Consider the following 12,610-nt stretch of genomic DNA (forward strand, 5'->3'; position numbering starts at 1 on the left):
CCCGCCGGTCAACCCGCAGGGCTGACGGTTCCGCTTGTCAGAACGGGGGCTCCGCGCTCCAGGCGGTGGTCGAGCACTCCGGCGGACGGGTCTTGCCTTGGTGCAGGACGGCCACGGCATCGTCGATGCGGCCGAGGTCGATGAGGTACCCGGCCAGGTCGTGGCTGTTTGCGGGGGCGTGGGGTCGTAGGACCGCGACGGCCTCCTCGGTGCGACCGGCGTCAGCCAGCAGCTTGGCGATATGGGCCGCCGCGTACGACGTGTGGCCCTCGGGATGGGCGTGAGCCGCTTCAAGGCCCTCATCAACCAGATCGCAGGCTGCCATCAACGGAAGCCGTATCCAGAACAGCTCCCACTCCTCCTCTCCGCGGCGTTCCTTGAGGGCGTCGAGGTAGGCCAGGCCCTCCTCGGGACGGCCCTGGTCGGCGCAGAGAGTGCAGAACACGTGGAGGATCCAGTCCTCGGCCCCGCCGGGACGGTCGGCCACAGCCCGCATCACCTCGATCGCCTCGTCCCCGCGACCGTGGCGCGCCAGGAGGTGCGCGAGGTCCACCGTCATGCCCTCGCGAACGGACGACTTAGCGGCCTGTTGGTACACGGCGATCGCGCCCTCCACGTCACCACGTTCCTCCAGCAGTTCCGCGAGGCATCGCGCGGCGTACCCAAGCTCCTCGGTTGCCGCGTAGGCGCGCAGTTCCCCGGTTCTGTCGTGCCGGGCGAGCAGGTCGGCCAGCTGATCCCGGTTGCTGACCGCGTTGACGTTCCGGGTGTGAAGCAGGGCGATGGCTTCATCGATGCGGCCCTGGCGTTCGCGGATCGTGGCAAGCAGTCCGATCGCCGTGTCAGGGTCGAGGCCGCGGCAACACCACGGGGTGTCGCAACGGTGCTCGGCCGGGATCCGGGCGGCCAGCAGTGCCGCGGCCTCCTCGTCCCGACCGGCGCCGTCCGCGACCTCCACCAGGGCCGCAGCCAGGAGCCAGTCGTCGATGTGCGGCTGCAGCAGGGTGAACGCCTCGTCGCTGCCGCCGTGCCTGGCCAGCAGTCGCGCATAGAACTCCAGTGCCAACGGATGCCCGACCTCCATACGAGCCCGGGTCAGCACGATCGCCTCGTCGGTGCGCCCCCAGCTCTCCAACAGTTCCGCCGTGTCCCTGGTGGCTGTCCACGAGCCTGTAGCGAGATACGGGGCGAGTATTTCCAACGCCTCAGCCAGTCGGCTCTGTTCACCGAGTAGCCGCGCCCACTCCCGTGCGCAGAACCACTCCCCTTGGCCGGCCCAGTACTCCACCGTCTCGGCATGGCCGAGGTCGAGGAGCCGGGAGACCAGGTGCGGGGGTATGCAGCCAGACCGCGTCCGGGCTCGATGGTCAAGATCAGCAGCGTCCACAGCGCGTACCGTAACTCCTGCCTCTGACACCGTCGTCGGCTTTCGACACCGCGTACGTGGAACAGCGCTCACGGCCCACCAGGCGATGTCAGTGGTGGCAGGCAAGATGACAGGTATGACAACACCTGGAGCTGTGATCACGGATGCCGCTTCCTACGCGCAGGCGGTCGAGGCCGCGCTGAAGGCGTCGGCTGCCTACTACGGGGGCGGGACGTCGGCACTGGACGATGACGCCTACGACCGGCTGACGCGAGGCATCGCCGCATGGGAGGCGGAACATCCTGAGCAGGTGCTGCCCGACTCGCCCACGGGGAAGGTCGCCGGCGGCGCCTTGGAAGGCGATGTCCCGCACACGGTGGCGATGCTGAGTCTGGACAACGTGTTCTCGCCGCAGGAGTTCACCGCCTGGACCGCTTCCCTGGCCCGACGCATCGGCCACGACGTCGAGCGGTTCAGCGTCGAGCCGAAGCTGGACGGGCTCGCCGTCGCCGCCCGCTACACGGGCGGCCGACTGAGACAGCTGATCACCCGGGGGGACGGGACGGCCGGGGAGGACGTCTCCCACGCGATAGGCACCATCGAGGGCCTGCCGGAGGATCTCGCCGAGCCGGTCACCGTGGAAGTCCGGGGCGAAGTCCTGATGACGACCGCTCAGTTCGAGCACGCCAATGAGGTGCGCACCGCGCACGGCGGGCAGCCGTTCGCGAACCCGCGCGGCGCGTCGGCTGGCACCCTGCGCGCCAGGGAGCGTGCCTACACCGTGCCGATGACGTTCTTCGGCTACGGCCTGCTGCCCCTGGCCGGCACCGAGACGGCGCTCGCCGCGCGGCTGGGCGAACTCGCCCACAGCGAGCTGATGACGCAGGCCGCCGTCCTCGGCATCAACACCACCGCCACCACCGCGGTGCCCGGCACGACCGCCGACACCGTCGAGCAGGTGCTGGCCCGGGTGCAGGAGATCGCCGCCGTGCGGGCCGAGTTGCCGTTCGGGATCGACGGGATCGTCATCAAGGCCGACCTGGCCGCCGACCAGCACAGCGCAGGATCGGGGTCGCGGGCTCCGCGCTGGGCGATCGCCTACAAGCTGCCCGCCGTCGAGAAGATCACCCGGCTGCTGGAGGTGGAGTGGAACGTCGGCCGTACCGGCATCATCGCCCCGCGCGCCGTCCTTGAACCGGTCGAGATCGACGGCGCCACCATCACCTACGCCACCCTGCACAACCCGTCCGACATCACCCGCCGCGACCTGCGCCTGGGCGACCACGTCATGGTCCACCGGGCCGGCGACGTCATCCCCCGTATCGAAGCCCCGGTCGCCCACCTGCGCACCGGCGACGAACAGCCCATCGCCTTCCCCGAGACGTGCCCGCGCTGCGGGGCCGGCATCGACACCAGCGAGCAGCGCTGGCGCTGCGAGAACGGCCGCAACTGCCACCAGGTGGCGGCCCTGTCCTACGCGGCCGGTCGCGACCAGCTCGACATCGAAGGCCTCGGCCACACCCGCGTCGTCCAGCTCGTCGACGCTGGCCTCGTCGCCGATCTGGCCGACTTGTTCACCCTCACCCGCGAGCAGCTCCTCGGCCTGGAGCGGATGGGCGCCACCAGTACCGACAATCTCCTCGCCGCCCTCGCCGCCGCCAAGGACCAACCGCTGTCACGCGTACTGTGCGCGCTCGGAGTCCGGGGCACCGGTCGCTCCATGTCCCGTCGTATCGCCCGGCACTTCGCCACCATGGACCACCTCCGCGCCGCGGACGCCGAAGCGATGCAGCAGGTCGAGGGCATCGGCACCGAGAAGGCGCCCTCAATCGTCGCCGAACTCGCCGAACTCGGCCCGCTCATCGACAAACTCGCCGCCGCCGGAGTGAACATGACCGAACCCGGCGCCACTCCGCCCACTCCGGCCGACGGCGGCGCAGACGATCCCGACGAGAAGACGCCGCCTGCGGGCGGAGCGCTGACCGGGATGACCGTGGTCGTCACCGGCGCGATGACCGGCCCCCTGGAAAAGCTCAGCCGCAACCAGATGAACGAGCTCATCGAACAGGCCGGCGGCCGGTCCTCCTCCAGCGTCTCCAAGAAGACCACCCTCGTCGTCGCCGGAGAGGGCGCGGGTTCCAAGCGAGCCAAGGCCGAGGAGCTCGGCATCCGCCTGGCCACGCCGGACGAATTCGCAGCCCTGATCGCCGACCACCTCACGTAGCCGACGGCTGAGGCGAATTGACCATCGCGGCCGTCAACCCGCCCCCTGAGCGGAACGGGCGAACGGCGTGAAGACCGGCTCCGGCCCGCCGCACGAAGCACAACACGGCGGGCCGCGCGGGGCTTTGGTCAAACGCCTGTGTCCGGTCTGCTGCCTCGGTCGGTGTCCGCTGCGCGGGGACGGCCTGCGTAAGATCACTTTTCGAGGGGTGGTGGCATGGTCATGAGGGATCTCCGCGGGTGTGTGGCGATTGCGGCGGCGCTGCTGCTGTCCGGCTGTGGCGGCGGCTCGGACAGCGACAGCGGGGACGACACAGCGGTGGCGCTCACCAAGGAGCAGGTACGGCAGGCGCTGCCGGATGGCGAGGCCATGCCGGGTTGGAAGGAGTCCGCTCGGCCCACGGCCGTGGAGATGGACGAGCTCTACCGCTCGCAGGCCTGTCCGATCAAGGACAACGCGGGCTGCGAGAACTCCCGCTTCTACGCGGTCTCGACCTTCCGTCACACCGACGACGCCGCTCTCGTCTCGTTTCAGGTCGTCGCGTACGACAGCGAACAGGCCGCGACGAAGGCGTACGACGTGCTCTGGGACGGCTATTACGGCAAGAGGGCGGGACAGAACGCGAAGGCGTTCGACATCGGCCCGCTCGGTGACGAGCGCGACGCCCGATTCGGTACCTCCGGCTTCAACGGCGAGCCCGGAGCAGTGACCCAGACGCGAGTCGGCACAACGCTGCTGTGGACCGAGACGTCTTCCATGAAGAAGGCCGGGATTGACGAGGACGGAGTCCGCGAGCTGGCCACGGTACTCGCCGAACGGGCCCAACAGGTCCAGAACGGCGACACACCTTCCGCCGCGCTCCACGACTGAACGGGCGGTCACGCCGCACCCTGCCCTGCTGCGTGTGGGGAGTGCCGGCATGGGCTCGGTCGCACGGCGGATGGGCGTGTCCGGAGGTCAGCGGGGGTCGTCGACGGGGAGGTTCAGGTGGCCGACCACGCTGGTCAGCGCTGCTCCCAGGGGGAGCTCGACGCGGGTGAGGGCGTGCCGGTCGCCCCGGGTGGCGTCCCGGTTGATGATGAGAACCGGCGTGGAGGCCTGGGAGGCCTGGCGGACGAAGCGCAGGCCGGACATCACGGTGAGTGATGATCCCAGGACCAGTAGCGACGTCGCTTCCCGGACCAGCTGACGGCACTGCTCGACGCGCGGCGGCGGGACGGATTCACCGAAGAAGACGACGTCCGGTTTGAGGATGCCGCCGCAGCTCACGCAGGGCATCACGCGGAAGTCGCCGACCTGTGCGTCGGTGAGGTCGGCATCGCCGTCAGGGTTGATGCCGGCCGCCACCGGTTCGAAGCCCGCGTTGGCCTCTTCCAGACGCAGGGCGAGTTCACGGCGCGAGCTGACGGCACCGCAGGACAGGCAGACGATCCGTTCCAGGCTGCCGTGCAGCTCGACGACGTCCTTGCTGTCGGCGGCCTGGTGCAGCCCGTCGACGTTCTGAGTGATCACACCCGACAGCAGTCCGTGCCGCTCGAACGCGGCTACGGCCCGGTGGCCCGCGTTGGGGCGGGCGCGACCGAAGGTGCGCCAGCCGAGATGGCTGCGCGCCCAGTACCGGCGGCGGGCCTGGGCACTGGCGGTGAATTCCTGGTACGTCATCGGCGTATGCCGGCCCAGGCTTCCGCCCTCACCCCGGTAGTCGGGGATGCCGGACTCCGTGGACAGGCCCGCTCCGCTCAGCACCAGCACACCGCCGGCGCTCAGGGCATCGACGACCGGTGCCAGATCGGTGGTGCCGGGCGGCAGGTCCTCGGCAGGAGCCCAGCTCAGGGTGGGGCGCGTGCGCATGCCGCAAGGATACGGAATCCGTGAACGTACGGTCCGCGTCCCCAGTCAGTACCGGGGGCGCAGCGGCTCGTGAGGCGGGATGCTGCCGCTCGATCGTGCTGTCCGGCGGGGTGTCACCCGGTCACCGAGACCTGGACGGCGGATGAGCTCAGTGCTGCCCTCGACGGAGATCCCGGCTGGATGACGGACGGCGGCACGGACCGCTTGATCTCTCAGTTGATGGAGCTGGCAGGGGACGTCGACCGCGGTGTCCGCGACGAAGCTCGAGGGATCCTCGCGCAGATCAGGCGACGCCAGGACAGCGCGTGACCGCAGCGCGCCCCTGTCGACGGCGCGGCGGCCGGTCCAGTTCCTGGAGGGCGGCCGCCGCTTCCCGCTCGTGTCAGTCGCTGTACACCTCGGCCCGGTCCACGCTCACGAAGGAGGCCGTGGACTGGGTGTTGTGCTCGCCGGTCACCCTGATGCGCAACGTGTGCCGGCCGGGGGGCAGCTTGGGACTGAGGTACTGCACGGTCTCACCTGCGCGGATGGCGCCGTAGAAGTCAACACGTGTCTCCGGCCCGCCGTCGATGCTGAGGGCGGCGATGCCGTTGCCGGTGTCGCGGACGGACAGCAGCGCGATCCGGGTGCCGGTGAAGGTGAAGGTCGCAGTGTTGTCGGCCCGGTCGCTCCAGTGATCGTCGCCCCAGAAGCACTGCGTGCCGCATCCGCTGCCGGAGTTCCAGGCGCCGCTGTAGGTGAGTGTGCCGTCGCCGCTGGAGCGTCCGTCGTCGTTGATCCAGTGGTTGCCGGAGCCGGGGTCGCCGGAGGGCAGGTTCTGGGTGGCGCCCAGGGCGAGCGGGGTCCCTAGGTTGGGGCTGCCGTCGGCGTTCCAACTGATCTTCTGGGCGCGGCTGGTGCGGTCGGTGTAGGTGTACTGGGAGGTTGTCTTGGCGTGGTGGACCATCCAGTCCTGGGTGCCGTCGGGGGACTTGAAGAAGGCGTGGTGGCCGGGGCCGTAGACGCCGACCGCGTCGTCGCGGGAGAAGACCGGGCCGTTGTGCTGCTGCCAGTTGGCGGCCACCAGCGGGTCGGCGCCGTCGGCCAGGGACAGCATCCACAGCTGGTAGTCGGGCTTGCCGGTGTCGCACGCCGAATAGGTCATCCAGGTACGGCCGTTGCGGTTGAGGAATTCCGGCCCGTCGCGTACCTCCGGGCAGCCGCCGGCCGCGTCGATCGCGACCGCGTTGCCGGAGACGGTGTAGGGGTTGGACATGGGCGCGATGTTGAGCCCGTTGTGCTGGTAGGCGTTGATGCCGCTGTAGGCGAGGTACAGCTTGCCGTTGTGGGTGAAGACGCTGGGGTCGATGGCGAAGTCGTCGGTGTGGTTGGGCGGGATGAGTGCGGACTTGAAGTGGTAGGGGCCGGTGGGGGAGTCGGTGTCGGACTCCAGGACGTAGATGCGGTGGTGGTCGTCCACGCCGTCGTCGGCCGTGTAGTAGAGGTACCAGCGGTTGTTGAAGCGGTAGAACTCCGCGGCCCAGATGTTCTTGTTGCGGGAGTTGTCGGTGTCGGTCCAGACGGTGACCGGGTCGGATGCGAGGAGGGTGGCCAGGGACGGCGAGCGCCACATGCGGATGCTGCCGCCCTGGGTAGTGGTCATGTAGTACGAGCCGTTGAAGTACGTCAGGTACGGGTCGGGCCCGGTGTTGAGTGGGTTGCGGAAGGTGGTGCTGGTGGCGGCCGCGGCCTGGGGCGCCGCGGTCGACGGGGGCGTGGAGACGAGGGAGAACATCACGGCCGGCAGCAGCGCGAGCAGGGCTGCGGTGCGGGCCGTGCGGGGCGATGTACTCATGGGCGACTCCGTGGGGTGGGGTGGTGCCTGAGTGGGTGCTGCCTTTCAGTCGGTGGGTGGTGTCACTGGCCGCCGAGTCCTGTGGTGGCGACGGACTTGACGATGTGCCGCTGGAAGAAGAGGAAGACGACGACCAGGGGCAGTGCCGCCAGGACGGCCGAGGCCATCGACTGTGCGTACTGGACGCCGTAGGCGTCCTTGACCGACGTGATGCCGACGGGGAGGGTCATCAGGTCGGGGTCGGAGGTGGAGACGAAGGGCCACAGGAAGTTGTTCCAGGCCCCGATGAACACGAAGATCGCTACGGCCGACAGCATGGGGCGGGACAGCGGCAGGAGCACGGACCAGAAGATGCGGATGTGTCCGGCGCCGTCGATGCGGGCGGCCTCTTCCAGCTCCCTGGGCAGGGAGTCGAAGTGCTTCTTCAGGATGAACACCATCACCGGTGCCACGGTCTGCGGCAGGATGACGGCCGCGTAGGTGTCGACGAGGTTCAGGGTGAGCATCTGCTGGAACCACGGCACGATCAGCATCTGCGGCGGCACCAGGACGGCCGCCACGGTGAGGGTGAACAGTGCCTTGCGGCCGGCGAAGCGGGTGCGGGAGAAGGCGTAGCCGGCCATCGCGGACACGGCCACCGTGATGACGGTGACGACGGCCGCGATGAGGAAGCTGTTGAACATCCACAGCGGCAGGTCGCCGCGCTCCCACACACTGCGGAATCCGTCGAGGGTGAAGCCGTGCTCGGGCCACAGCCAGTGGACGGGATCGCTGGCGTCCTGCTCGGACTTGAACGCGGTCAGCAGTCCCCAGCCGGCCGGCAGCAGCCAGAGCAGGGCCAGCAGGGTAAGCGCCGCGAAGGTGAGGGTGCGTGCGGTGCGGCTGTCGCCGAGGGAGAGGTGGGTGCGGCGGGCCTCGGCGCGGTGTCTGCGGGCCGCCACCTCCCGGATGACCGGTGAGCGGGGGGTGGTCTTGGGGCCGCGGACGGGCAGCTCGGTGGTGGAGGACATGGTCACTTCTCCCGGCGGCGGAGGGCGGCGTACTGGGCCGCGGAGGCGAGGATGACGAGGGCGAAGAAGACGTAGCTGATCGCCGAGGCGTAGCCGAGCCGGTAGCCGGTGAAGCCGACGTCGTACATGTACTCGATGACCGGGCGGGTCGAGTTGTCGGGGCCGCCCTTCGTGAGCAGGTAGATCTGGTCGAAGACCTTCAGCGAGGCGAGGACCTGCAGCACGGTGACGACGACGGTGATCCGGCTCAGCTGGGGCAGCGTGATGGAGAACAGGCGTCGCCAGGCGCCCGCCCCGTCGAGTGCCGCGGCCTCGTAGAGGTGGTCGGGCACGGACTGCAGGGCCGCGAGGTAGAGAAGGAAGTTGAAGCCGACGGTCCACCACAGGGTGGTGAGCACGATGGCCCACATGGCGACCGACTTGTCGCTGAGCCAGGCCACCGAGTCGAGGCCGACCGCGTTGAGGAGCTGGTTGTACAGGCCGAGGTCGCCCTGGAAGAGCCAGGCCCACACCAGCGTGACCACGCCGACGGGCAGCAGGTAGGGCGCGAAGAACGCCAGCCGCCACACCCACTGGCCGGGCAGTCCGGTGTGGACCAGCAGCGCCATGCCGAGGGCGACGACGACGAGCGGGACGGTCGACAGAACGGTGAACCACACGGTGTGGCCGAGCGCCCGCCACATCTCGGCGTCCTGGAGGGCCTCGGAGAAGTTGTCGAGGCCGATGAAGCTCGGTGCGTGGGCCGACAGCGAGGTGTCGGTGAAGCTCATCCACAGGCCCTGGACCAGGGGCCAGAGCATGAAGAGGGCGAAGAGCACGAGGAAGGGCAGCGCGAAGAGCAGGCCGGGGGAGAGGATCCGGCGCGCCGGGAGCGTCCCGCTGCGGGACGGGGCGAGGGGAGAGGACATCGTTGTGCCTCCTGCGCGGATGGTTCGGGGCCGGATCAGGCCGGGCTGGGCTTGGAGAGGAAGGTGTTGAGGCGCCGTACCATCGCGCGGGCCGCGTGGTCCGGGCTCATGTCGCCCAGGAGGGCCTGCTGGAGGACCTGGGACATGGCGTTCTGGAAGTCCGAGCCCGCTCCGGCGAACCAGGCCGCCGGGTCGAGGACGACGTGGTCGGCGGCCTCCGCGTAGTGGGACTGCGGGGTGAGCGCGGCGTACTCGCCGGTCTCGGTGACCGGGGTGTAGGCGGGGATGTGGCCGGCGGTGGCCCAGATCTGTCCGGCTTTGAGCAGCGCGGCCACCGCGCGGTGGGTGCGGTGCCGGTGGTCCTCGTCCGGGTGGTCGCGGCGGGGCAGGACGAAGGCGTGCGAGTCGGCGTAGACGGCCGGGGTGCCGAAGACGGTAGGGAAGGGGGCCGCGCCGACGTTCTCGTCGGTGGTGCGGAAGGTGCCCAGTTCCCACTCGCCGGAGAGGATCATCGCCGTCTGGTTGTTGACGAAGGAGGCGATGGCGGAGGCGTAGTCGAGGCTGCGGGGGTTGACGGTGCCGTCGACGATCTTCGCCATGAAGGCGATGACCTCGGCCATCCGGTCGGCGTCGACCTCGGCCGGGCCGCCCTCGGGCAGTTCGAAGCGTCCGCCGGTCTGGTGGTACAGGCCGTAGAACAGCCGCCAGCACTGGGCGGTGTCGGTGACGTAGCCGAACGCGATGCCTTGCTTGCCGGAGGCCTTGGCGAGTTCCTTGCCGGCGGCCAGGAAGCGGTCGGGGGAGGAGAAGGCGTCGGTGTCGAGGGTGCCGTCGGGGTTGAGCAGGCCGGCCTTCTTCGCCGGTCCGGGGTGGAAGAAGACGATGAAGGGGTGGGTGTCCAGGGGGATGGCGTAGGTCTTGCCGTCGAACTGGGTGCGGGACCACACGGCGTCGGCGAAGGCGTCCGGGGCGACGCCGTATTCCGCCAGGACGCTGAGGTCCCAGGGGTCGAGCAGCCCGGTGGGCGCGTATCCGGCGAGACGGGACATGTGCGAGACGGCGACGTCGGGTCCGCGGCCGCCGGCGGAGGCCATGGCGAGCTTGGTGTAGTAGGGGGTGCCCCACTCCAGGACGGTGCGCTCGACGTGGGTGCCGGGCATGTCGGGCTGGGCCTTGGCCACCATGTCGTTGAGCAGGCCGCCGTCGGCACCGCTGAACAGGTCCCACAGCCGGACGGTGGATCCGTCGTCGGACGCGAGGGCCGAGCCGCAGCCGGTGAGCGCGCCGGCGCCTAGGGCGGCCGCGCCGGCGGCGAGTGCTGTCGTCAGGACGCGGCGTCTGGTCGGTCCATGGCGACCGACCTGGGCGGGTGTGCCGGTCAATGGGGGTCCTTTCCGGTGGGTGGCGGTGCGGGAGGGGAGTCCGCGCGCCGCCACCCACCACACTTACTGACTTACATCGATGTAAATCTTGGGCAGAGGAAGGTGTGACCGCTCACACGGAGCGGTGATCCGGGGGTTACTGCGTGGCCTCGTACGCGGCCCTGCGTACTTGGGCCTCGCGCAGAGCCGCCGTGTCGGCCTTCTCGGAGCGGTCGAAGCGGTAGACGCCGTTGCGCTCCTGGAAGACGTCGGTGAGCTGGGTGTAGCAGTAGCCGAACATGCCGGGGTCGTCGAGCAGTACGCCGGTCAGACCGCGGAAGCGCTCCACGAACTCCTCCTCGGTGCGCGGCCGTTCGCCGTACCCCCAGGAATTCGCCGCGTCGTCACCGGCCGCGGCGGCGGCCTCCGGGTCCCACCAGATCCCGCCGAACTCACTGCAGAAGTAGGGCTGGCCACGATAGGGAACGGACCAGGTACGCCCCTCGGGTCCGGTGTTGACGAACGGCCGGTCCTCCGCGAGCCCGTCCATGATCTTGGCGAACGCCGCGGGGTCCTGCTCGTAGCAGTGCGAGTCGTACACGTCCGTCTCCGGCACGCGGTGCGCGTAGCCGGAGGCGTCGATGACCGGACGGGTCGGGTCGGCCTGCTTGGTGGCCAGGAACATGCCGCGGGTGACGTCGTCCAGCACGGTGATGCGGTCGTGCAGGTTCTGGTACGTCTCGTTCAGCGGGCACCAGCCGACGATCGAGGGGTGGGAGTGGTCGCGCTCCAGCGTCTCCAGCCACTGGGTGACGTACGAGGCGTCCGGCCGCTGGTTGTCGTCGCGGACGCCGGTCTCGCAGCCCCAGTCGCCGAACTCGCCCCACACCAGGTAGCCGAGCCGGTCGGCGTGGTAGAGGAAGCGCTCCTCGAAGACCTTCTGGTGCAGCCGGGCTCCGTTGAACCCGGCCGCGATGCCCAGCTCGATGTCCCGCACCAGGGCGGCGTCGCTGGGGGCGGTCATCAGGCCGTCGGGGTAGTAGCCCTGGTCCAGGACCAGGCGCTGGAAGACTCGCTCGCCGTTGAGGAGCAGCTCCTTGCCGCGCACGGACACCGAGCGCAGACCGGCGTAGGAACGGACGGTGTCGACGACCGCTCCGTCCGGGCCGAGGACTTCCAGGGTGAGGTCGTACAGGTGGGGGTCGTCCGGTGACCAGGTGCGTCGCCGCTCCTCGGGGACGGTGAGCGTCAGCCGCGGGCTCAGGTCGAGGTCGGCACGGCCCTCGGCGGTGACGACGGCTCCGTCGGCGTCGCTGAGCGTGGCGCGCACCCGGTGTCCGGCGACGTTCGCGGACAGCGGCAGCTCGACCAGGAAGGAGCCCGTGGCCAGCTCGGGGGTGATGCGGGGGCGGCGCAGGGCGACCGTGCGGGGGACGGGCTCGAGCCACACGGTCTGCCAGATACCGGTGGTCCGGGTGTAGTGGCAGTGGGAGTTGGCGTACCAGGTGGCCTGCTTGCCGCGGGCCTGCACGGTGTGGCGGCTGTCCCGGGCGCGCACGACGACGGTGAGTTCCTCGCCGGCGGTGACCACGTCGCCGAGGTCGGCGGTGAAGGGGGTGAAGCCCCCGCGGTGGCGGGCGACTTCCTGGCCGTTGGCCCACACCGTGGTGTCGTGGTCGACGGCCCCGAAGTGCAGCAGGACGCGGGCGTCGTTCCACTCGGCGGGCACGGTCACGGTGCGCCGGTACCAGACCGCCTCCAGGAAGTCCGTCTCGCCGATGCCGGACAGCTCCGACTCCGGGCAGAACGGGACGAGGATGCGGTCGGCCAGCTCGCGGTCGGTCAGGCCGCGTTCCAGACCGGAGTCGGACCGGTCGATCTCGAACTGCCATTCGCCGTTGAGATTCAGCCAGGCGTCCCGGGTGAACTGGGGCCTGGGGTACTCGGGGCGGGGTGGCTCGTCCGGGAGGTACGAGTCGGGCATGGTGCTCCTCGTAGCGAGAGTGCAGGTCGGTGCAGTGTGCGGATCGTGCGGCCACATGGCACCATGCCGATT

Annotated in this window: 9 protein-coding genes; 2 read left to right on the plus strand and 7 right to left on the minus strand. The window is 69.8% G+C overall.

Annotation, left to right across the window (positions count from 1 at the left end; all coding sequences use genetic code 11):
• Positions 1 to 37: 37 nt before the first annotated feature.
• A complete protein-coding gene (locus AC068Z_RS08240; protein WP_478553492.1) occupies positions 38 to 1,387 on the minus strand; it encodes a tetratricopeptide repeat protein in 1,350 nt (449 codons plus the stop codon).
• A 115-nt stretch (positions 1,388 to 1,502) separates the two neighbouring features.
• Between AC068Z_RS08240 and ligA the strand changes: the two genes are divergently transcribed.
• Complete coding sequence (gene ligA, locus AC068Z_RS08245) at positions 1,503 to 3,590, plus strand: NAD-dependent DNA ligase LigA (protein ID WP_478553494.1); 2,088 nt, start codon at positions 1,503 to 1,505, stop codon at positions 3,588 to 3,590.
• Positions 3,591 to 3,812: 222 nt separating this feature from the next.
• On the plus strand, positions 3,813 to 4,460 hold the full coding sequence (locus AC068Z_RS08250) for a hypothetical protein (protein ID WP_478553496.1): 648 nt from the start codon (positions 3,813 to 3,815) through the stop codon (positions 4,458 to 4,460).
• A gap of 87 nt (positions 4,461 to 4,547) precedes the next feature.
• Here AC068Z_RS08250 and AC068Z_RS08255 read toward each other — a convergent pair whose 3' ends face one another.
• The 6 genes from AC068Z_RS08255 to AC068Z_RS08280 form a co-directional block, all read right to left on the minus strand.
• Positions 4,548 to 5,441 (minus strand): NAD-dependent protein deacetylase, encoded by an 894-nt coding sequence (locus AC068Z_RS08255; protein ID WP_478553498.1) that lies wholly within the window; start codon positions 5,439 to 5,441, stop codon positions 4,548 to 4,550.
• A gap of 382 nt (positions 5,442 to 5,823) precedes the next feature.
• Positions 5,824 to 7,275: a family 43 glycosylhydrolase gene (locus AC068Z_RS08260; protein ID WP_478553499.1), complete on the minus strand. Its 1,452-nt coding sequence runs from the start codon at positions 7,273 to 7,275 to the stop codon at positions 5,824 to 5,826.
• Between the two features lie 62 nt (positions 7,276 to 7,337).
• Entirely contained in the window at positions 7,338 to 8,285 is a 948-nt protein-coding gene (locus AC068Z_RS08265; RefSeq protein ID WP_478553501.1) for a carbohydrate ABC transporter permease, read from the minus strand.
• Positions 8,286 to 8,287: 2 nt separating this feature from the next.
• Positions 8,288 to 9,193, minus strand: a complete 906-nt coding sequence (locus AC068Z_RS08270) for a carbohydrate ABC transporter permease (protein WP_478553503.1) — start codon at positions 9,191 to 9,193, stop codon at positions 8,288 to 8,290.
• A gap of 35 nt (positions 9,194 to 9,228) precedes the next feature.
• Complete coding sequence (locus tag AC068Z_RS08275) at positions 9,229 to 10,575, minus strand: extracellular solute-binding protein (RefSeq protein WP_478553505.1); 1,347 nt, start codon at positions 10,573 to 10,575, stop codon at positions 9,229 to 9,231.
• 136 nt (positions 10,576 to 10,711) lie between these two features.
• On the minus strand, positions 10,712 to 12,538 hold the full coding sequence (locus AC068Z_RS08280) for a glycoside hydrolase family 2 protein (RefSeq protein ID WP_478553507.1): 1,827 nt from the start codon (positions 12,536 to 12,538) through the stop codon (positions 10,712 to 10,714).
• Positions 12,539 to 12,610 lie beyond the last annotated feature (72 nt).

The sequence above is a fragment of the Streptomyces sp. NPDC043726 genome, assembly GCF_056436565.1.